Source organism: Methyloversatilis sp., from assembly GCF_030696805.1.
Taxonomy (GTDB): Bacteria; Pseudomonadota; Gammaproteobacteria; order Burkholderiales; family Rhodocyclaceae; genus Methyloversatilis.
The window spans coordinates 37,420-58,775 of record NZ_JAUYRO010000103.1; the positions used below are offsets into that span (position 1 = coordinate 37,420).

Annotated in this window: 20 protein-coding genes; 11 read left to right on the forward strand and 9 right to left on the reverse strand. The window is 65.3% G+C overall.

Going from position 1 to position 21,356, the window contains the following annotated elements:
* Positions 1-1,392, reverse strand: a complete 1,392-nt coding sequence (locus Q8R75_RS17190) for a rhodanese-like domain-containing protein (RefSeq protein ID WP_305611628.1) — start codon at positions 1,390-1,392, stop codon at positions 1-3.
* Between the two features lie 329 nt (positions 1,393-1,721).
* On the opposite strand from Q8R75_RS17190, the gene Q8R75_RS17195 reads away from it, so the two are divergent.
* The 3 genes from Q8R75_RS17195 to Q8R75_RS17205 all read left to right on the forward strand — a co-directional run bounded on the left by Q8R75_RS17195 (position 1,722) and on the right by Q8R75_RS17205 (position 4,545).
* Positions 1,722-2,684, forward strand: a complete 963-nt coding sequence (locus tag Q8R75_RS17195) for an OBAP family protein (protein ID WP_305611629.1) — start codon at positions 1,722-1,724, stop codon at positions 2,682-2,684.
* Between the two features lie 62 nt (positions 2,685-2,746).
* Entirely contained in the window at positions 2,747-3,472 is a 726-nt protein-coding gene (locus tag Q8R75_RS17200; protein ID WP_305611630.1) for a c-type cytochrome, read from the forward strand.
* Entirely contained in the window at positions 3,469-4,545 is a 1,077-nt protein-coding gene (locus Q8R75_RS17205) for a c-type cytochrome (RefSeq protein ID WP_305611632.1), read from the forward strand. Before Q8R75_RS17200 ends, Q8R75_RS17205 begins: the two co-directional genes overlap by 4 nt.
* A 92-nt stretch (positions 4,546-4,637) precedes the next feature.
* On the opposite strand, the gene Q8R75_RS17210 is transcribed toward Q8R75_RS17205, so the two are convergent.
* From Q8R75_RS17210 to Q8R75_RS17240, 7 genes are all read right to left on the reverse strand, one after another.
* Positions 4,638-6,653 (reverse strand): TonB-dependent receptor, encoded by a 2,016-nt coding sequence (locus Q8R75_RS17210; protein WP_305611634.1) that lies wholly within the window; start codon positions 6,651-6,653, stop codon positions 4,638-4,640.
* 55 nt (positions 6,654-6,708) lie between these two features.
* Positions 6,709-7,377 carry a PEP-CTERM sorting domain-containing protein gene (locus tag Q8R75_RS17215; protein WP_305611636.1) on the reverse strand — a complete coding sequence of 223 codons (669 nt, stop codon included), beginning with the start codon at positions 7,375-7,377 and terminating at the stop codon, positions 6,709-6,711.
* Between the two features lie 81 nt (positions 7,378-7,458).
* The gene (locus Q8R75_RS17220; protein ID WP_305611638.1) at positions 7,459-8,316 is read right to left on the reverse strand and encodes an FxDxF family PEP-CTERM protein; all 858 of its coding nucleotides are present in this window, start codon (positions 8,314-8,316) and stop codon (positions 7,459-7,461) included.
* Positions 8,317-8,439: 123 nt separating this feature from the next.
* Positions 8,440-8,814, reverse strand: coding sequence for a DUF2946 family protein (locus tag Q8R75_RS17225; protein ID WP_305611640.1), 375 nt, complete (start codon positions 8,812-8,814; stop codon positions 8,440-8,442).
* A gap of 4 nt (positions 8,815-8,818) precedes the next feature.
* Complete coding sequence (locus tag Q8R75_RS17230; RefSeq protein WP_305611641.1) at positions 8,819-9,343, reverse strand: YcnI family protein; 525 nt, start codon at positions 9,341-9,343, stop codon at positions 8,819-8,821.
* A 1-nt stretch (position 9,344) separates the two neighbouring features.
* A complete protein-coding gene (locus tag Q8R75_RS17235) occupies positions 9,345-11,444 on the reverse strand; it encodes a TonB-dependent receptor (protein WP_305611642.1) in 2,100 nt (699 codons plus the stop codon).
* A gap of 101 nt (positions 11,445-11,545) precedes the next feature.
* The gene (locus Q8R75_RS17240) at positions 11,546-11,908 is read right to left on the reverse strand and encodes a DUF2946 family protein (protein ID WP_305611643.1); all 363 of its coding nucleotides are present in this window, start codon (positions 11,906-11,908) and stop codon (positions 11,546-11,548) included.
* Between the two features lie 131 nt (positions 11,909-12,039).
* Between Q8R75_RS17240 and pcnB the strand changes: the two genes are divergently transcribed.
* The 7 genes from pcnB to Q8R75_RS17275 all read left to right on the forward strand — a co-directional run bounded on the left by pcnB (position 12,040) and on the right by Q8R75_RS17275 (position 17,609).
* Positions 12,040-13,383, forward strand: coding sequence for a polynucleotide adenylyltransferase PcnB (pcnB, locus tag Q8R75_RS17245; protein ID WP_305611644.1), 1,344 nt, complete (start codon positions 12,040-12,042; stop codon positions 13,381-13,383).
* Complete coding sequence (locus Q8R75_RS17250) at positions 13,380-13,733, forward strand: DMT family protein (protein WP_305626587.1); 354 nt, start codon at positions 13,380-13,382, stop codon at positions 13,731-13,733. The genes pcnB and Q8R75_RS17250 overlap by 4 nt, the downstream gene beginning before the upstream one ends.
* Before the next feature lie 29 nt (positions 13,734-13,762).
* Entirely contained in the window at positions 13,763-14,401 is a 639-nt protein-coding gene (locus Q8R75_RS17255; protein WP_305611646.1) for a deoxynucleoside kinase, read from the forward strand.
* Positions 14,398-15,234 (forward strand): 3-methyl-2-oxobutanoate hydroxymethyltransferase, encoded by an 837-nt coding sequence (gene panB, locus Q8R75_RS17260; protein ID WP_305663806.1) that lies wholly within the window; start codon positions 14,398-14,400, stop codon positions 15,232-15,234. Before Q8R75_RS17255 ends, panB begins: the two co-directional genes overlap by 4 nt.
* A 51-nt stretch (positions 15,235-15,285) precedes the next feature.
* Complete coding sequence (gene panC / locus Q8R75_RS17265) at positions 15,286-16,125, forward strand: pantoate--beta-alanine ligase (RefSeq protein WP_305611648.1); 840 nt, start codon at positions 15,286-15,288, stop codon at positions 16,123-16,125.
* A 119-nt stretch (positions 16,126-16,244) separates the two neighbouring features.
* Positions 16,245-16,628: an aspartate 1-decarboxylase gene (gene panD, locus Q8R75_RS17270; RefSeq protein ID WP_069040451.1), complete on the forward strand. Its 384-nt coding sequence runs from the start codon at positions 16,245-16,247 to the stop codon at positions 16,626-16,628.
* A gap of 102 nt (positions 16,629-16,730) precedes the next feature.
* Entirely contained in the window at positions 16,731-17,609 is an 879-nt protein-coding gene (locus tag Q8R75_RS17275) for a LysR family transcriptional regulator (protein ID WP_305611649.1), read from the forward strand.
* 89 nt (positions 17,610-17,698) lie between these two features.
* Here the strand turns inward: Q8R75_RS17275 and pepN are convergent, their stop codons facing one another.
* Entirely contained in the window at positions 17,699-20,347 is a 2,649-nt protein-coding gene (gene pepN, locus Q8R75_RS17280) for an aminopeptidase N (RefSeq protein WP_305626584.1), read from the reverse strand.
* A gap of 257 nt (positions 20,348-20,604) precedes the next feature.
* On the opposite strand from pepN, the gene Q8R75_RS17285 reads away from it, so the two are divergent.
* Complete coding sequence (locus Q8R75_RS17285) at positions 20,605-21,189, forward strand: hypothetical protein (protein ID WP_305611651.1); 585 nt, start codon at positions 20,605-20,607, stop codon at positions 21,187-21,189.
* The last annotated feature ends 167 nt before the right edge of the window (positions 21,190-21,356 follow it).

A 21,356-nucleotide genomic window follows, 5' to 3' on the forward strand; every position in this document is an offset into this window, starting at 1 on the left:
TCAGTCTGCCTTTCTCGATTGGCCCGGCCCGTCAAGCGGAAGACCCAGCTTTTCCCACGCGCTGAGGCCACCGAGCATGTTGTGGACGCGCGTGAATCCATTGCGCTTGAGGATGCTCGCTGCCACGCCCGAGCGGTGCCCCACGTTGCAATGCACGACGATTTCGCTGTCCCTGGGGAGCAGCGGAAGGTCGCTCTCCAGATGCCCGACATAGCGGTGCATGGCGCCCGGAATATGTTTCTCGTTCCATTCGTACTCATCCCGCACGTCGAGGACTTGAACGCGACCGAGCTGCATCCAGATGGCCGTTTCAGCGGCACTGGTCGTCGCGATGGACTCGATGGGCAGACCCTGGTCGCGCCAGCCTTCGATCCCCTTGGCCAGCACGCCCTCCACCGAGTCGATGCCGATGCGCGCGAGCGACATCACCGCGCGTTCCATCGCCTCAAGTCCGTCCGCAACCAGAAAGATACGGGTGTTCTCGTTGGCCACCCAGCCGCCGAACGCCGGCAAACCGTCGAGCCAGATGTTGTAGGCACCGGGAATGTGTGCCGCTGAAAAGGCTTCCGGTGACCGGGTATCGATGACCACGCCCTCGTGCATCCGCTGCTGGAACTCCACCGGCTGCAGCACCCGGAAGGTGGACGGCGACTTGAGCGGCCTTCCCGGAAGCCGGTTCACGTCTTCCATGTGCACAAAGTAAGGTGGGCGTGCCATCTTTTCCGCCAGCTTGTGCGCAACGAAGTCGTGGCGGCTTTTGAGGAACACCGGGTTCGTCGCTTTTTCGATCCCCAGCGTCGAGTCGTCGCGCTCCGAAATGTTGCCGCCGCACGCGGAACCGGCGCCGTGCGCCGGAAACAGCAGCACGTGCTCACCGAGCGGCTCGATCTTGCGGTGGATGGCGTCGTACAGGATGCCGGCGTTGTCGGCGGTTCTCCCGGGATCGGGCAGATCGGTGCGCCCGGTGTCACCGACAAAAAGCGCATCGCCGGTGAACACACCCCAGCATCTGTCGCCGCCGTCCTTGACGTAAACCGCGTAGGACATGCTTTCCGGCGTGTGGCCGGGTGTCGCAAGCGCGATGAACCGGGTGGTGCCCACCTTGAGTTCCTCCTCGTCCGCGAGCTTCACGTCCGTCTCACCGAACAACGCATGGCGGCCGCCGACAATTCGTGCACCGGTCATCTGCGCCAGGGTGCGCGAACCGAACTCGAAGTCCTCCTGCCGATGCGTTTCCAAAACGTAAGCAATGGAGAGGTCGTTTTCCCGGGCCAGCCGCAGATAGTCGTCCACGTCGCGGCGCGGGTCGATGACGACGGCGAGCCCGTCTCCGCACCCCAGCAGGTAGGCGTTGTGTCCGAGCCCAGGGGTTTTCAAACGCTGAAAGAACATGCACGCCCTCCGAAATGGGTAGCTGGTCGCGGTCAGTGCGCTGCGCACGTCGCTGCGCACCGGTTGCGTATTTTTCGCCCTGTTTCCTCGTCGTCTCGCCGGACGCGGGCAGGACAGGCAGCGCGCTGCAGATCATCTGAAACCGCAAGGCACCCGTCCGTCCGGCGCCGCACATTAGGTGGCCCCGCACCGGTGTGCTCGTTGGCAGATGAAGGTCATCGAACTCCCTAAGCGCGATGTCGTACAGACGCGTCAAGTCCGATCGGAGGAAGTTACGTTCGCATCGGAAGAACGAGCACTTCATCGCTTCTGCGGGGAGCCCTTTCAAAGTGAAAAATCATGACGAACACCGCTACTTGCCGCATGACCGGGCGAGGGTTTGTGGCGCCGGGAAAATGTCGTCTCCGTTCTGGCAACCGTTCAGGCGACATGGCGTGCAGCAGAGCGCAACGACCGACGGTGAAGTAGGCAAAACAGCTGGCACAGGTGTGCAGATGTGGCTGACCGTACTGGCCACGCTGACTCTGAGTGCGCTGTCGGCCGCATGCGGAGACAACAACACGCCATCGAACGTCACCGCTCCTGGCGATGAAACGAGGCTGAAGACCCAGGTTCTGGAAACCGGAACTTCGCTCCTGCAGGGCAAAGAGCCTCTCGAAGCAATGAATCTCTATATGGATGGATTTCACTTCTACAACGGCGACATGCAGGCGCAGATGGAAGCGCACCACTTCTGCTCGGTGGTGAATGAGGACATCAATCAGTGCGTCATCTTTGATGGCAATGGCACGGACGCCAAACTGATGGGCATGGAGACCATCATCAGCAAGAAGCTTTTCGATGCACTTCTCCCGGAGGAAAAGAAGCTCTGGCACAGCCATGTCCATGAGGTGAAGAGTGGCCACCTCGTTGCCCCCGGCATCCAGCAGACGGCCGAGTACGAATTCATGGAAAAGCTGATCAGCACCTACGGAAGGACCTGGCACACGTGGCATACGGACCAGGAACTGACGCTGCCCCTTGGTCATCCCTTGCTCATGATGGGCTTCACGGCCGATCGACAGATCGATGAAGCGATGGTCGCGGAACGGGACAAGCGCATGCGAATCAGTTCGGCGGAAAAGCGCCAGGACCGTCAAAGCATACCGGCACCCGCCATTTCGCCCGGAGCCGACGCATGGCAACAGGGAGAGGTGATGCAGCTCCTGCTGCGACCGCTTGCCAGGCGTGAGGCCGTTCCACATTCGCAACCGCATCGACACGCGCAGCTTCCAGCTGGATCGGGCAACTGACCCGGCGGCGGCGCAACCTTGCGGCGCAACGGACGCGCCAACACCACACAGAGATGACATTCATGAAAACCGCTCGCTCGCACCACTCGAGGCCGCTCACCGAGAACCCGACAGTAGCCCGGGAAAACCGGCTCGGCGTTCGAGGATGGCAGGCACTTGGATTGGCCTTTGGCCTGACGTTGAGCGTCAGCTGCCACGCCGACGGCGCGGCGATCGCCACTACCGGCGCGGGGGCTGCCCCGGCCTGCCAGACCTGTCATGGCCCTGCCGGCGAGGGCATCGCGCAGGCGGGCTTTCCACGCCTCGCGGGTCTGGGTGCGGCCTACATGCAACGCCAGCTGGATGCCTTCGCCGATGGTACGCGCGTCAACGCCGTGATGATGCCGATCGCCCAGGCCCTGTCCGACACCGACCGTGCCGCGGTGTCGGCGTACTACGCCGCGCTGCCTGAACCGCCCGGACCGACGACCCCGAAAACGGCATCCACCTCCGGTCCTGAAGCGGCGGCGGTCGGCGCGACCCTGGCTACCCGCGGCCGCTGGGCCGACACGCTGCCCGCGTGCGAGAACTGTCACGGCCCGGGCGGGCGCGGTGTGGGTCCGGACTTCCCGCTTCTCGCGGGTCAGAGTGCGGCCTATCTCGCCGGACAGCTGACCGCATGGAAAGCCGGTACGCGACCGCCCGGCCCGATGGGCCTGATGACCGTCGTTGCAAGGAAGCTGTCCGACGACGAGGTGCGCGCCATTGCTGATTACTACGCCGAACTGCCTGCCAGGGGCAGTCGGTGAGCACTGCACGCCAACGTCTCCTGGGCGGCGGCGCGCTGGCGTTGATCGCGATCGCTGTCGCCCTTTATGCAGCAGGCGTGTTCGACGGTCAGGTCACACAGGATCGCGAACAGAAGATGGCGGCGCCGGAGGCCGCTCAATTCGATGCGAAGCCACTGACGCCGAACGCAGCGAATGACCTGGTGGGTGATCCGCCGCGCACCGAACTCGCTTCGCCCGACGGCACTGCAGGCGCGCACGTGGCGTTCCAGCCGCCGCCGGAAAGCACAATGCCGACCGGCGATTTCGGCGATGTGATCCGCCGCGGCCGCGATATCTTCATCGATACGCCGCGCGCGGCGCCCGCTTATGTCGGCAACAGCCTGCGCTGCGTCAGTTGCCACCTCGACGCGGGGCGGCTGGCCGACTCGTCACCGATGTGGGCCGCCTTCGTCAGTTATCCCGCCTACCGCAGCAAGACGAAAAGCGTCACCACCTTCCAGCAGCGGCTGCAGGGCTGTTTCGAATACAGCATGAACGGGCGCGCGCCGCCGCTCGGTGCGCCGGAGCTGGTGGCACTGGAAAGTTATGCGTACTGGCTCGCGTCCGGTGCGCCGCTCGACCCGAAAATCCCGGGCCGCGGTTACCCGGCGCTGGCCCCGCCGGCACAGACGGCCGACTTCGCCCGCGGCGAGACGGTCTACACCGAAAGCTGCGCGCTGTGCCACGGCGACGACGGCGCCGGGCAACGCACGCAGGATGGATATGCAGTATTCCCCGCACTGTGGGGCCCGGATTCGTTCAACTGGGGTGCCGGCATGGGGCGCATCAGCAACGCCGCCGCCTTCGTGAAGGCGAATATGCCGCTCGGACTGCCCGATTCGCTGACCGATCAGCAGGCATGGGACGTGGCGCTGTACATGAACAGCCACGAACGACCGCAGGACCCGCGCTACACCGGCGACGTGCAGGGCACGCGGCACGAATTCCACAATACCGACGATTCGATGTACGGCCGCGAGGTCGCGGGCAAGGTGCTCGGTGCCAGCGGCGCGCCCAAGCCCTTCAGGCCTCTTCACGCGGCTCAGCGCTGAGCGTCGGGCAACGCGTCGCACGCGTGTCGCAAGCATTTCGCACGTCTTTCGTCGATCGGACGAGCTGCGCCGAGCCCTGTGCCGCTTACCGCTCAGAAGTCGACGCGCGCGCGCAGCCATGCGAGCCGCCCCGGTTCATTGACCCTTTCGGTCAGCACCAGCCCGGCCGGCTGAAATCCGCCGGTGCGGCTGATGTGTTCGGCGTAGTTGCGGTCGAACAGGTTGTCGACGCCGGCGCTCAGCACGACGCCCTTCATTGCCTGCCAGCTCGTCATCAGGCGCACGGTAGCAAAGCCCGGCGTTTCGCCGAGGTCGGTACCGAGCGCATTGCCGAATCCCGCATGGATACGGTCCTGCCGCTGCACCAGCCGGACACCGCCGCTCACGCTGAACGCGGGGCGCAGGTATTCGAGTCCGAGCCGCATCTCCGCCGGTGAGGTCTGGGCGAGCGGAACGTCCTGTGTCAGGTTGTCGGCCCGCGTCCATGCCACCGAGCCCACGGCGTGCAGATCGCCGACGACGCGCAGTCGCCCGTCCAGCTCGACACCGACACGACGAGCCTCTACATTGCGTGCGGTGATGCCCTGCTCGGCGAGGATGAAATCGCCGATACGGCTGTGGAAGGCATTCAGGGCAACGTGCGTGTCGCCGGCGCGCCAGTTAAGCCCGGCGTTGATTTCGCGGTTGGTTTCGGCGTCGATGTGGAAGGCAGCAAAACTTGCCCGCTCCAGATTCGACGCTGCGCGCTGTGCAACACCAAAGGCGATGAAGCTGTCGAGCGACGGATCGATCTGCCACTGCAGCCGCAGAAAGCCGGAGCGCAGCGTTTCGGTGCGTTCCTCGCCACTGCCCGGCAACCGCTGGGTACCGAGGAAGTTGCGCAGTTCTCCGGCCTGCGTGTGCAGACGATCGACGCGCAGGCCGGCACGCAGCGTGACGGTGTCGCGCCGATGGGTCATTTCGGCGAACGCGCCCTGCGCGCGCGCATCGAGGCTGTAGAACGAGGTCAGCGACGCGGTCGACAGCGGACAGTTGTCGGTGCCGGTGAAACAGATGCGGGTGGTGCGGAAGTTGGCGCCCTCATGCTCGTCATCGCGCATATCGGCGCCGGCCAGCACATCGGTGACTGCATCGAGGTCGAAGCGAGCGCTCAGGCGGGCCGTGCGTCCGGTGTAGTCCTGACGCATCAGCAGCGTCGGGAACTGGTCGAGAAAGCCGGGCACCAGTTCAACCGGCTTGATCGGGCGATAGGTGTAATCGTCCATCAGGTGATTCACGTGCTGCCAGCGCACCGAGAGCTCCAGCGCCGACAACGTCCGGCCGGGTCTGCGGTGGGTGAGTTTCGCGCCCCAGACCGAGCGCTTGAAGCGGGTGCCGTCCATGTGGAAGGCCGGAAAACCGGCGATCGCGTCGCCATTTTCGATATCGACTTCGACGTCGGTGTCCGGGCCTAGCCGCGCACCCGCCGCAAGCGTTGTCGAATACCGTGTGTAGAAGGACTGGAAGCGGCGTCCCGCGCCATCGCGGTAATCATCGGAATCGTTGCGTACGGCACCGGCCCGCAGCCAGAATTGCTCGCCCGACCAGCTGTATTCCGCCGACAGATCAAGCCGGTCGAAACCGCTGCGGCCGACCGCCGCCCTCAGCCGGCTGCCCTGCCCCGGCTCGGGCGGCAGGCGCTGCACGCGTATCTGACCGGACAGCGCCGGGCCGAACTGCACGGTGTTCGGTCCCTTGACCACGGTCAGCACGTCATAGCTGTCGGGCTGCAGATAGGAGGTCGCCGGGTCCATGCCGTGATTGCAGGCGGCATCGGCGACGGCGTCGTTCACCACGATGGGCAGGCGCGCGCCGCCCAGTCCGCGCAGGAAGGCGCTCCCGGCCGTGCCGCCGACCCGGCTGATGTTGAAACCGGTGATGTCGCGCAACAGCTCCGACGCATCGCTGTGCGAACGCCGCATGTCACGCAGGTCGACCACTGTGTCGGGCGCGCCATGGTTGCGCGGGGCCGTGATGCTGACCGTCGGCGCGACCGTCTGCGAAGCGGCAGCAGTCGACCACAGCAGAAGACACAGGCCGCGCGCCCGGATTGAAAGGTTGGATTTCATCGATATGGGCCGCCCGCCGGCATGCCGACAGGCGCACCGGCGGGCGGCTTGTTCATCAGCTGCGTCGGGCCGCGCGGCGGGCCGCAAAAGCCGTCAGGCCGAGACCGCCCAGCAGCAGCGCCCAGGTCTGGGGTTCCGGTACCGGCGGGGGGCTCACTTCATGTTCGAAAGCCACCGCGACGCGGATCTGGTTGCGGAACGGATCGCCCATGCCGGGCATCGCGACGTGGTGATACATCGACCCATTCAGGTTCAGCCAGAGGTTGTTTTCGTCATGCGAAAAATGCAGCGACGGCTCGAAGCCCTCGATCAGGTTGCCGCTCTGGCCGCTGACGTAGCCGGTGTTGCTGATCGATGCGGATTCGATCGCTTCCAGCACGTTGGCGGCGTCGAACACGCGGAAACCGATGAATTCGGGCGAACCGAAGTTCATGAAGTCGAGGCTGCCGGTGTAGGTGAAAGACAGACCGCTGTCGAAGATGTCCACGCGCCACGACGACGTACCGGCTGAATTGAGGCTGATCTTCGGTATTTCGACGGCATCGCTGACGCTGACCACAAAGGTCTGCAGCGCCTGGAAGCCCGCGCCGAGGCCGAGGTCGAGACCATACTGGATCGTGACGGAATGGTCTTCGAAACTGGCGTGCGCACTCGCGGCCGAAGGCGCGAATGCGGCGGCGGAGAGAACGGCGGCGGCGACACTGCGGGTAATTGCATTTTTCATGATGGATATTCCTTTCGTTTGAATATGTGATGCGGATCGGTCACGCCGACCCGCTTGCGGGAATCGGCGGCGCGAATCCACTCAATGCAGCGCAACACGGCGGCGCGCGATCAGCCCGATCAGGCCGAGGCCGGCGAGCATCAGCGCCCAGCCTTCAGGCTCGGGCACGGCGGTGACCGACAGCGCTGCCGAAAAGCCGCGCTGCGCCGTGCCGGCGTCGAAGTCGATGTACGGGCTGGCATAGCGCGCGCCGCCCACGATCAGGCTGTAGCGGCCGGCGGCCAGCGTGAAGGTGGCCGAGACGGTGCCGTCTGCACTGCCGTCGCCGGTGATGTCGATCACCTTGTCACCGTTGACGTCGACGCCTGCGCCATCCACAGCCTGTCCGATGTAGCCCAGCCGAGCGGCCGCCCAGCCGGCCATCCCTACTTCGGCCAGCTTGTTGCCGAGCCAGAAATCGCCGCTGGCGTTGAAGGCGCCTTCACGCGTTCCGGTGATGCCGGCGCCGAGGTAGTTCGGGTTGAGTGTGGGCAGGAAGCCCGGATGATTGGCGAGGTAGTCCGGATGGTCGCCACCTTCGAAGGCCGCTACCGGTGCCAGTCCGCTGTACAGCGAAAAGCCCGGGATCAGGTCACCGAGGGCGGTCAGCGTGTTGCCGCCGCTGAGGTAGTCGAAGCTCGCGGCGCTGACCGTCAGCGTGACGACCGATGTTTCGGTCAGCGTGAATTTCGCCCAGCGCAGGCGGTGGCTGTCGCCCCAGTCGGCGTCGGCCCCATCGGCCCAGCCGAAATCGGACGTGACGCGCTGGTTCGAAAGCGTCCAGGTGTTGCCCGACTGCACGCCATTGGCGAGGAAGTCACGCGTGCTGTAGCTGACATGGGCGAAGGCGGAAGCGGAAAACAGGCCGGCGATTGCGGCCACGATCATTCTGTTCTTCATGGTGGGTGCTCTCCTTGATACGTGCAGGTGTGCTGAGCCATGCAGGCTTCAGCGCACAGAAGCGCGCGACATCGATCCTCCGGCGATAGCCGGAGGTCGGTGCCGGACGACAGGGCAGGTGGATCAGGAGAACAGGGGTGGCGCGCGCGGCTGCCAGTGCGCACCGGATTCGATCCGGTGCCCGGAATCGATGGCGCGCGTGATCGATGCGTCGGACCGGCCGGCTGCGGTGAGCGGAAATGGAAGCGGTGGGGGAGACAGAGCGCCGGCCGAAACGCACAGCGCACAATGCTCGCCATGGGACATCGTATCGCCGGTGCCGCCCCGGATCTGTCCGGTGCCGGCTGCCGATACGCTGCAGATTTCGTCGAACGGCGTGGCGACGCGCATGGCGCCACCGAGCGATTCCGTGGCGAGCTGCAGAACGAACGCGCACAGCAGCACCCACGCCAGCCTGAGCAGGCGTGCAGTGCGAGGTGGGCGCGCGTATCGGTGCATCGGCTCAGTGATGCGGCCGGGATTCCGCCGGCAGCAGGTCAAGAAGCGCCGCCGGCATTTTCACATCACGCGTGCCCTGGCCTTCGGCCGGGATCTGCGACCAGTCGTTCGCGCCACGCTCGCACTGCTGCAGCACCTTGAACCAGCGCCGTCCGGGCGCGTCCGGCAGCTTCATCATCAGCGCGAATTCGTCATAGTGCGCGTCGGCCAGCGGACCACCGGTCCACGTGACTTCGACGACCCCCTCGCCGACCGGCTTGCCGTGATGCATCAGCGGCTGCGCCAGCTTTTCGGTCCGTACGGCGACCGTCCAGCCCGGCTTTACCATGGGTTTCACGCTGGCCATCGGCTCGGGCAGACGTATCGTGATGGCGGTGGTCGGCGAGCCTTCGCAGCCGTGGCCGACGCGGAAGGTGCCCTTGTAGTAGCTGCCGGCAGGCGCCGTCTGCTGCTCCAGCACGACATGGGCCGCCGCCACGGCCGGCAGGCCGAGCGCCACGAGGGCCAGGCAATTCAGGTATCGATTCATGTCACATCTTCCATTCGATGCCGGCATAGACGGCGCGGCCGTCGCCCGGCAGATAAACATTGCGAGCCCCGGCCGCCAGCGCACTGAAATCGCGCACGACATTGGTGGTCGCGGCATAGCGGCGGTCGGACAGGTTGCGTCCCTCGATGAACCACGAGAACTGCTTGCCGACCTGCTGCTGTACGCGCACGCCGAACAGCGCGTAGTCGTCGGCGAATTCGGTATTGGCCATGTCGACCGCGTAGCGCTGCGGTGACCACTCGGTGCTGGCTGCGATCTTCAGCGGGCCGCCGGGCGCGGCGTGGAAGCGATAGCCCAGTTCGCCGCGGAACAGCGTGCGCGGCACACCAGGCAACCGGTTGTCACCGAACAGCGGGTCGTTGTCGAAGCGGAAGTCGTTGTACAGCAGCGCCTGGCGCCACTCGAAGCCGGCGCCGAAGCGGCCGTCGGCCGCGAATTCGATGCCGCGATGGATCGTCTTCGGCACGTTCAGCGTGGTGCTGACCGGTGCGCCGCCCAGATTGAGCGTGTAGGCCAGCAATTCGTCGGTCACCCGCGCGTGGTAGAGCGCAAAGTCGTAACGCCCCCATGCAAAGTCGCCGCGGCTGCCCGCTTCCCAGGTGGTCGCACGCTGTGCGCGCAGCGAGTCGATCACCGTCGCACCGCCGGTCAGCTCACCGAATGACGGCGGCTCGAAGCTGCGCGACACATTGGCGAACAGCTGCATGGACGGCGACACGTCGTGGCGCATGCCGAGCTTGGGACTCCAGCCGTCGAAGGTGCGCGCGAAACTTTCGTCACTGCCGGCACAGGTCAGCGGTCCGCCAGCGAAACACAGGTCGCGGCTCTTTCGGCGCGCATGTGTGTATTGCGTGCCGACCACCGCCGTCCAGGCCGGCGCGAAAGTGAGCTGGCTTTCGACGTAACTTTCGATATTGCGCGCGGTGGTGTCGAGCTTGTTGGTGCGGCCGCCGCGCCGGCCCGCGACGTTGACGTATCGATCGTCGTCGGTGTCGCCGCGCGCCGCGCCGACGCCTGCAACCAGCCGATGCGGCAGGCCGGCCAGCGTCGCTTCGGACACCACGCGAAGTTCGGCGCCGAAATCCTTGCTGCGCTGGTCGAGCACCTGGAAGATCGGATGGAACAGGTCCTTGTCGGCGTAGTAGGCAGACAGTTCGACCCGCAGGCCGTTACCAACCAGCCACACAGTGCGGTTCGACACGCGCCACAGGTCGATGTCGCGCTTCTGGTCGCCGGTGATGTTGGCCAGCGCGGCCTGGCGCGGATTGGCCTGCAGCTGCGCGCGCGTCAGATTGCCCGGCAGTTCGGAGTCGCTTTTCGCGGCCTGCATGAAGAAGCGGGTTTCCAGCGAAGGCGCGATGCGCAGCCCGATATTGCCGACGACGCGTTGCGTGTCCTGCCGCGCATGGTCGCGAAAGCCGTCCTGCTTGAAGCTGGACACGCTGAGATAGCCATCGATGTCGCCGGCGACAAAGCCGGTGGCGATCTGGCTGCGCAGGTAGCCGAAGGCGCCGGTTTCTGCGCGCACGGTCAGGCGGGGAGCGTCGTGACCGGTCGGCGATACGTAATTGATCGCACCGCCCAGGCTGCTCGCGCCGTACTGCAGCGCATTGCCGCCGCGCCACACCTCGATGTAGCGCGTGGCGAGCGGCTCCAGCGCCTGGAAGTCGCCGCCGCCATCGGCCTGGTTGATCGGCACACCGTCCTGCATCAGCTTGATGCCGCGCAGGTGAAAGGTGCGCTGCAGGCCCGAGCCGCGGATCGACAGGCGCGATTCTTCCGAACCGAAGCGCGGCTGCACGAATACGCCCGCGCTGTAGCCGAGCGCGTCCTGCAAGGTCGACACGCGAGCGTCGCGAAACGATTCGGCGTCGATCACCGAGGCGCCGCCGGGCGTCAGCGCCATCGCGGCGCGCGCAGTTTCGACGTCGGCCAGCGTCATGGACAAAATGCGCTGGGCTTCGATGTGCAGCTCCGGCAGCTGAGCCGTGGTGTCAGCCGCGATCGCAAGACTGCCGGCGGCGAAGACGAACGGCGACAAAGCGCACAGGCGTGCAGCGGCCATGAAGGTCTGTTGCATGAAGGTGTTCCGTGATGCGGCCGCGCAACCGGGGCGCGACAAGGTCGGAAGACAGTGCGCGCGGCGGCAGGGCCGCGCGTCACCGGCAGATCAGGCGGGAATCAGGCGTGCCGGGGCGGCGCGCGTGGAGATGCCGGGACCGGCGGGAAGGCGGGAAAATCAGGTATGAGCTGCGCCGGTGGCTGCTCGGACTCCGCATGGCGGGCGAACACGGCGTCGAAGGTGTGCATCGGCAGCACGAACGCGGTCTGCGCCACGCACCACGGACAGTGCCCCGGCTTGACCGGTTGCGGCGTGCCATCCTCGGCCAGCGCCTGAACACCGAACACGGTGCAGATTTCCGTCATCGCGGTCGGGTCGACCGACTGCTGCCAGCGCATCAGCGTCGGCAGCAGTGCCTGCGCGCAGACCGCGAAGAGCGCGATCAGCAGGGTCAGGCGGAAATTGGATCGAGTGGCGTTCATCGGCGCGGATGGTAGCGCGCCTGTCGATCGACATGCAACACGGCGGACTGACGCGCGCCGGCTTGCGTTAACATGGCGCGTCGATTATCCAAGCGCCCGGCGCCGGGCCGCGCCAGAAAGTCCCACTACTGATGATCCGAAAGTTGCTGCGCCGGATATTCCGACGCCCCGAAGACCCCACCCGCCTCAATGCGACACGGCCGAGAGGCCCGGTCAGCATACCGATTGCCCAGCACGGAATTTCGCGCGACGCACTGCTGCCGGCCGCGCGCCGGGTGTGCGACGGGCTGCAGGCCGAGGGCTATCAGGCTTATGTGGTGGGCGGTGCGGTACGCGACCTCATCGCCGGCATCGTGCCGAAAGACTTCGACGTCGCCACCAGCGCGACACCGGAACAGGTGACAGCGGTGTTCCGCCGGGCGCGCATGATCGGGCGCCGGTTCAAGATCGTGCATGTCATGTTCGGCCGCGACACGATCGAGGTGACCACTTTCCGGGGCGATTCCGAAGCGGTGACTGACGAGCACGGTCGCATCCTGCACGACAACGTGTTCGGCACCATGGAAGAAGACGCCGCGCGGCGCGACTTCACGGTGAATGCGCTGTATTACGACCCGGCGACCGAAACCGTCATCGACTTCCACCACGGCGTCGCCGACCTCAAGCAGAAGACGCTGCGCATGATCGGCGAAGCGCCACGCCGCTACCGCGAAGACCCGATCCGCATGCTGCGCGCGGTGCGCCTCGCGGCCAAGCTCGGGCTGGTGATCGACCCGGATGCACGCGATCCGATACGCTCGATGGCCAGCCTGCTCGAAAACGTACCGCCGGCACGCCTTTTCGACGAAATGCTCAAGCTGCTCACCAGCGGCCACGCGGTGCGCTGTGTGCGCCAACTGCGCGAGGATGGCCTGCATCACGGCCTGCTGCCGCTGCTCGACGTCATCCTTGAACAGCCGATGGGCGAGCGCTTCGTCATGCTGGCGCTGGAGCGCACCGATGAGCGGGTGCGCGAAGGCAAATCGATTTCACCCGGCTTCCTGTTCGCCACCCTGCTGTGGCACGAGGTGCTGGCCGAATGGGAAAAACGCAAGGACGCCGGCGAATCATCGATTCCGGCGATGTTCGACGCGATGACCGTGGTGCTCGACCAGCAGGCGGAAAAGCTCGCCATCACGCGGCGCATCGCCACCGACATCAAGGACATCTGGTCGCTGCAGCCGCGCTTCGACGCGCGCGCCGGCAAGCGGCCATTCCGCCTGCTCGAACTGCCGCGCTATCGCGCCGCCTATGATTTTCTCCTGCTGCGCGCCGGCTCCGGCGAGGTGCCGCAGGAACTGGCCGACTGGTGGACCGAATTTGCCGACGCCGACGGCCCGACCCGCGAAGCCATGCTGCGGCCGGAAGAAGCGGTCAAGAAACGTCGTCGGGTACGTCGCAAGCCGAACGGCAACAGCCAGGTCGCGCCTGAATGACGATGCCGCAACTGCCTGTCTGGTTGCAGACCGGCGGTCTGCTGGGGTTGTCGAACATCTTCATGACCTTCGCCTGGTACGCCCACCTGCGCGACCTGAATCATCGGCCCTGGTGGGTTGCGGCGCTGTTTTCATGGGGCATCGCGCTGTTCGAGTATCTGCTGCAGGTACCGGCCAATCGCATCGGCCACACCCAGCTGATGCTCGGCCAGCTGAAAATCATGCAGGAAGTGATCACGCTGTCGGTGTTCGTGCCGTTCGCGATCTTCTACATGCACGAGCCATTCAAGCTTGACTACCTGTGGGCCGCGCTGTGTATGCTGGGCGCGGTGTATTTCATTTTCCGCTGATCCGACCTTCCGACCGGAATACCGCACCGATGCTGGACAAAGCACGCTACATCGTCGTCGAAGGGCCCATCGGCGTCGGCAAGACTTCACTCGCCCGACGCCTCGCCGAACACCTGCAGGCGCCGACGCTGTTCGAGAAGCCGGAAGAAAACCCCTTCCTTGGCCGCTTCTACCAGAACATGGAGCGCTATGCGCTGCAGACCCAGCTGTTCTTTCTGTTCCAGCGCATGGAACAACTGCGCGAGGTGGCGCAGGACGACCTGTTTTCCGGCCGGCTTGTGGCCGACTTCCTGATCGACAAGGACCCGCTGTTCGCGTCGATGAACCTGACCGATGACGAGTACGCGTTGTACCGGCAGATCTTCACCGCGCTGAAGCTGCAGGCGCCGGCGCCGGATCTGGTCATCTACCTGCAGGCCGACGCCGACACGCTGGCCGAACGGGTACGCCGGCGCGGCATCGACGCCGAGCGGCGCATCAGCGAAAGCTACCTGGCTCGCGTGGTGGAGCGTTACGCGCGCTTCTTCTACCAGTACGATGCGAGTCCGCTGTTCATCGTCAATGCGGAGGAGCTCAATCCGGTCGACAACGACGACGATTTTGCGTTGCTGGTCGAACGACTGACCCAGATGCGCTCCTTCCGCGAATTTTTCGGATACGCCACATGACCTATGTCCGCGATACCGACCCGGCCCGCCGCCCGGTCACGCTGAATACGCTCGCCCGCATGCGCACCGCCGGCGAACCGATCGCCATGCTGACCTGCTACGACTCCACCTTCGCAGCGGTGTGCGACGCCGTCGGTGCCGACGTGCTGCTGGTCGGCGACTCGCTCGGCAATGTGCTGCAGGGCCATGACACGACGCTGCCGGTCACCATCGACGAGATGGCTTATCACACGGCATGCGTGGCACGCGGACTGCGCAATGTCGAGGGCCGCGCCTTCCTGATCGGCGACATGCCGTTCGGCAGCTATCAGGAAAGCCGCGAACAGGCGATGCGCAACGCAGTGAAGCTGCTGACGGCAGGCGCACAGATGGTGAAGCTGGAAGGCGGCGCGCACCTGGTCGACACCGTGCGCTTCCTGGTCGAGCGCGGCGTGCCGGTATGCGCCCACCTCGGCCTGACGCCGCAGTCGGTGCATCAGCTCGGCGGCTATCGCGCGCAGGGCGTGACCACCGAATCGGCCGAACGACTGAAGGCCGACGCCGCGCTGCTTGACGAAGCCGGCGCCTCGATGCTGGTGATGGAAATGGTGCCGGCGCGACTGGCGACGGAAGTCACGGTCGCGCGCCGCTTCATAACGATCGGCATCGGCGCCGGGCTGGACTGCCACGGTCAGGTGCTCGTGCTGCATGACGTGCTCGGCCTGTTCCCCGGCCGGCGCCCGCGTTTCGTGCGCAACTTCATGCCGGGTGCCGACGACGTGCAGGATGCGCTCAGCCGCTACATCGCCGCGGTCAAGGAACGCAGCTTCCCCGGCCCCGAGCACGCCTACTGAGACCGCCGCCGAGACCGCCTTTCGCACTGTTCCTCGCCACGCCGGACCGCCATGCAGATACACCCGACGATCGACGGCCTGCGCGCCGCGCTTGACCCGCTGCGCACGCAAGGCGCGCGCATTGCTTTCGTGCCCACGATGGGCAATCTGCACGAGGGCCACGCCTCGCTGATGCGGCAGGCCGGCACGCTGGCAGACAGCGTCGTGGCCAGCGTGTTCGTCAATCGCCTGCAGTTCGCCCCGCACGAAGATTTCGATCGCTACCCGCGCACCCTGGACGCCGACTGCGCCCGCATGCAGGCAGCCGGCGTGACGCACGTGTTCGCGCCGTCCGAAGGCGAGCTGTATCCGCAGCCGCAGACGCTGCGCGTCGTGCCCGACCCGGTGCTGGCCGACATGCTCGAAGGCGCGTTCCGGCCGGGCTTCTTCACTGGCGTCGCCACGGTGGTCGCCAAGCTGTTCAACATCGTGCAGCCGCAGGTGGCGGTGTTCGGCAAGAAGGATTACCAGCAGTTGATGGTGATCCGCCAACTGGTGCGCCAGATGGCATTGCCGATCACCATCGTGGGCGGTGAGACGCTGCGCGCCGATGACGGGCTTGCGCTGTCGTCGCGCAACGGTTATCTGTCGGCAGCCGAGCGCGCGCAATCGGTGCAGCTGTACGAAGCGCTGTCGTCGGCGCGTGATGCACTGCAGACCGGAGACCGGGAATTCGCCCGGATAGAGCATGACGCCTCATCGTTTCTTGAGGCCCGTGGCTGGTCTCCACAATATGTTGCAGTGCGACGACAAGCCGACCTACAATCGCCGTCCGCTCACGAATCCAGTCTGGTGATCGTGGCCGCCGCCCTGCTCGGGTCGACGCGCCTGATCGACAACCTGGAAGTGTAGGTCGCCACGATGTGCTCCGGAGTCCATGGACATCGGGCCGGTGGTGTTCCAGCAGCGCTCTGTTGTGCGTGCTGCGGTACGTGCAGTGGTTGAAACAGCGCGATATCGAAGGAGCGCCCATGCAACGCACCATGCTTCAGTCCAAGCTGCACCGTGTCACGACCACCCATTCCGAACTGCACTACGAAGGTTCGTGTGCGATCGATCAGAACCTGCTCGATGCGGCTGACATCCGCGAGTATCAGGCGATCGATATCTACAACGTGACCAACGGCGAGCGCTTCTCGACCTATGCGATCAGCGCGGAACGCGGCACCGGCATCATTTCGGTCAATGGTGCGGCGGCCCGCAAGGCGGCAGCCGGGGACCTGCTGATCATTGCCTGTTTCGCGCAATACACCGAAGTCGAACTGGCCCGCTTCGAACCGAAGCTGGTGTACGTCGACGGCAAGAACCGCATCGTGAACCAGCGCGGTCACATTCCGGTGCAGATGGCCGGCTGAACCGCCGCCGGTCTGCAGCGCCCCTCCGAGGCCCGCGTCAAGCGGGCCTTTTCACGTGCAGCGATGTGAAACAATGCGGGCTCGTCCATCGACTGTCCCGCAATGAACCTGCACCTTCTGCGCATCTTCCACGCTGTCGGCGAGCACACCAGCTTTTCCCGCGCAGCCGAACATCTGGGCGTCAGCCAGCCTGCCGTGTCCAAGGCGCTGAGAGAGCTGGAAGACCAGCTAGACGTGGTGCTGATCGAACGCGGCGCGCGCGTCGTCTCGCTGACCGAAGCGGGTCAGGTGCTGTTCGAATACGCGGTGGGCATTTTCGCGATGGAGCGCGAGGCGCTGGAAGCGCTGCAGGCCTATTCCGATCTCGAGCGGGGCCGCCTGCGCATCGGCGCCAGCATGACTGTGGCGGCCTACTGGCTGCCCGGCTACGTGGCCGACTTTGCGCAGGCCCATCCGGGTGTGTCGCTGAGCCTGACCAGCGCCAACACGCAAACCATCGCCGAAAGCCTGCTCGCCTGCGAGGTCGATATCGCGCTGGTGGAAGGCCCGGTCGATGACGAGCGCATCGAATCACGCCCGTGGCGCGAGGAGGCGCTGTTGATCGTCGCACCGCCCGACGGCCCGCTGGCAAAGGCCGGCGAAGTCACGGTCGAGGCGCTGTCGCAGGCCACATGGGTGGTGCGCGAACCCGGTTCGGGCACGCGCGAAGTCGTGAATCGCTGGCTCGACAATCTGGGCATCCGCCCCGCCCGGCTGATCGAAGCCGGCAGCACGGAAGCCGTCATCCAGACCGTGGCGGCCGGCGGCGGCGTTTCGATGGTGCCGCGGGTCAGTTCGGCCGACCAGATCGCGCTCGGCAAGGTCGCCACCTTGACCCTGCCCGACGTTCAGTTGAGTCGGCAGCTGTACCGACTGCGCCTGCCACGTCGGCCACTCAGCCCCGCGGCGCTCGCCTTCGAGGCGATGATTGCCACGGATTGAGGATCAAGGTCCAAGGTGCAAGGCCCGGAGGGCCGCCAGCACTGCCCGGAATTGCCTTGTTTCTTGAGCCTTGCACCTTGCAGCTGCCGTCAGGCCAGAGCCCGGCTGACGACCTCGGCGACATCCGGCGACAGCCCGGGTTGTGCGGCGATGCTTTCCAGCGCGGCGCGGGCATGCGTCTGGCGGCCGTCGTCGAAGCGGCGCCAGCGATCGAAGGCGCGTGCCACGCGTGAGGCGACCTGCGGGTTCACCGGGTCGAGCTCGCGGATGACGCCGGCTGCATAGCTGTAGCCCGAGCCGTCCGCCGCATGAAAATGCAGCGGATTGGCGGCGCAGAAAGTGCGCACCAGCGCGTACACCTTGTTCGGATTCTTCAGGTCGAATGCCTCGTGCGCCATCAGTTCGCGCACGCGTGCCGTCGTGCCGACTGCCGGCGAGGTCGCCTGCACCGCAAGCCACTTGTCCACCACCAGCGCTTCGTGCTTCCAGCGCGCGTAGAACTCCGCGAGCGCAACCTCGCGCAGCGGCGTTTCGCTGTGTGCCAGCAGGGTCAGCGCCGCTGACTGGTCGGTCATGTTGTCGGCATCGCGGAATTGCACGAGGGCGCGCAACTGCAGCGCCGGATCGTCCAGTTCCATCAGATAGCCCAGCGCAAGATTGCGTAGCGCACGCCGACCCATCGCCGCGGCGTCCGGCCCGTAGGGACCGGTCACGGCGAGCGATTCGAGCAGCGCTTCGAACTGCGGACGCAAGGCCTGCGCCAGCGTGCGGCGGAACAGCCGGCGTACCCGGTGCGCAGCATCCGGATCTATCACCGTCATCTGATCGCCGAGCCAGATTTCCGACGGCAGCGCCAGCGCCTCGGCGGCGAGGGCCGGGTCGTGCTCCGCCTTGCTCAGGGTGGCGGTGAAGGCGTCGAGGAACACCGCCGGCACCTCCGGTTCGCCACCTGACTGCAAGGTCGCGACGCCGGCGAGCATGAGCCTGGTTGCCAGCCGCTGCCCCGCTTCCCAGCGATTGAATTCGTCGCTGTCGTGCGCCATCAGCGTTGCCAGCGCGCTGTCCGGGCAGTCGAACCGCAGCGTGACCGGCGCCGAGAAGTTGCGCAGCAGCGACGGCAGCGGTGGCTGCATCAGGCCATGTCTCGACAGGTCGAAGTCGAAGGTCTGCGACGTTTCGGTCAGGGACAGCACCGTCGTCGGCAGGATTTCGCGGCCATCCGGCGACAGCAGGCCGACGGCGACCGGAATATGCAGCGGGCCTCGCTCAAGTGAAATGCCTTCCTGCGCCAGACGCTTCTCGTAGGCGGTGGGCGGATTGTCCTGGGACAGCGTGAGGCGATAGCGGCCGGATGCGACGTCGATGTCGGCGGCAGCCGTCAGCGTCGGTGTGCCGGCCTGCTCGTACCAGCGACGGAATTGCGACAGGTCGACGCCGCTCGCGTCCTGCATGGCCGACACGAAGGCGTCGCAGGTGACCGCCTGTCCGTCATGGCGCTCGAAATACAGCTTCATGCCGCGCTGGAAACCGTCTTCGCCGAGCAGCGTGTGGATCATGCGCACCACCTCGGCACCCTTTTCGTAGACCGTGGCGGTGTAGAAATTATTGATTTCCTCGTAACTGGCCGGACGCACCGGGTGCGCCATCGGGCCGGCGTCCTCCGGAAACTGCGCTGCACGCAAGCCACGCACCTCCTGGATGCGCTGCACGGCCCGCGAATACATGTCCGAGCCGTACTCCTGGTCACGGAACACGGTCAGGCCTTCCTTCAGCGACAGCTGGAACCAGTCGCGGCAGGTCACGCGGTTGCCGGTCCAGTTGTGGAAGTACTCGTGCGCGACCACGCGGTCGATATTCATGTAATCGAGATCGGTGGCGATGTCGGGCCGCGCCAGCACGTACTTCGTGTTGAAGATGTTCAAGCCCTTGTTTTCCATCGCGCCCATGTTGAAGTCACCGACGGCGACGATCATGTAGCGGTCGAGATCCAGTTCGAGGCCGAAACGCTCCTCGTCCCAGCGCATCGACTTCTTCAGCGCATGCATCGCAAAATCGCACTGGTCGAGCTTGCCCGGTTCGACATAGATTGCCAGATCGACCTCGCGCCCGGAGGCGGTCGTGTAGCGGTCGTCCAGCCGATCGAGCTTCGCGGCGACCATGGCGAACAGGTAGCACGGCTTGGGAAACGGATCGACCCAGCGCGCCCAGTGACGGCCGCCCGCTTCGTCGCCGCTGGCTTCGAGGTTGCCGTTGGCCAGCAGATCGGGAAAGCGCTCGCGGCTGGCATGCAGGGTCACCGTGTAGCGCGACATCACGTCCGGACGGTCCGGGAAAAAAGTGATGCGGCGGAAGCCTTCGGCCTCGCACTGCGTAAAGTAGCCGTCCTTCGACCGGAACAGACCGGACAGCGTCGTGTTGACGTCGGGCCGGATGCGCACCCGGGTGGTCAGCCGGCAACTGTCCGGCAGTTGGGCCAGCACGAGCCGGCCGTCCTTCAGCCGACTGACCGGATTGTCCAGCGTGACATCGTCAACGCGGACATCGATCAGCTCCAGCGCCTCGCCATCGAGTTCCAGATCGGCGCGGGGGGCATTTTCGTTGCGCCGCACAAGCATCACAGCACCAACCGTCGTATCGCCGTTGTCGGCGATGGATACGTCAAGGTCGATGGTATCCACCCACCAGGCGGGCGCGCTGTAGTCACGCAGGTGGATGGCGCGCGAAAAAGAGTTCTTCATTTGTTAACTTCCGTGTCGATAACAGCAGGGGCAGTCGTTCGAACGCTGCCTTGAACAAGGGTTCGCAGCGATTGAACATCGCGGCAAAGTCAGTCTGCACGCGGCTGAGCCGAAGACCCTGCAAACGAGCAAAGGGAACAGACAGGGTTTTTGCACTGAAGATGCAGACCGGGTTAACCCTTAGTCCGGGTGACCTAAGTTCTGAAGAATGACACATCGCAGCATTACCATCGAACCAACAACTCAAAAGGTATGCCATGGGTGCAATTTTGAACGAAGGAGTGTCGGTATCGCGCCAACAGCGTGACGATCCGGCCCCACGCTCCGCGCGGGAACATGCAGCGTGGCCGAGGTTTTCGGCCAACGCGTCGCGCCACTCCGAAATCGGGGCCAACGGTCAGCCCGTTGCGGCGGCAGGTCTGCGCAACTGGACAGCTGGCGAGCTTGCTGCACTGCTGTGTGAAGTGCTCAAGCGAGAACATCCTGCGCTTGCGGCATGTCACGGACAACGCGTCGAAACCGACTGGATTCCGCTCGCTCGTTCGCTCGCCATACGCCTGGCCGAGACGCCGGGTATGACGCTGGCGACCAGTCCGCTGAAAACCCGCTTCCTGCTGCGCGAACAGATCGGCGCCTGGCTGGTGCACAACGCGCTCGATGTCGATGCTGCGCATTCCGTGCTGATCGCGCTTCCCGACACCTGGAACCCCGGTCGCGTGCTGTCCTACCTGTTCCGTCATGAAATTGCGCCGATGCACTACGTGACGGCATCCGTACGCAGCAACAACCAGCCCATCTCCAGCTCCACCACGATCCGCGAAGAGCTCAGCGTCAGCGCCTGACGCCGGAATGGCATCCCGCGACCCACCGGTCGCACCCGATCACAGAAAAAAAAGAGGTGGTTGTGGCCGAAAGCCGCAATCACCTCTTTTCTTTGGATAGATCGAAAGCGTGGGCTTGTTTGCATTCCGAAGTGCCTGCACCGCGCATTCGCGCAACACAAAACAAA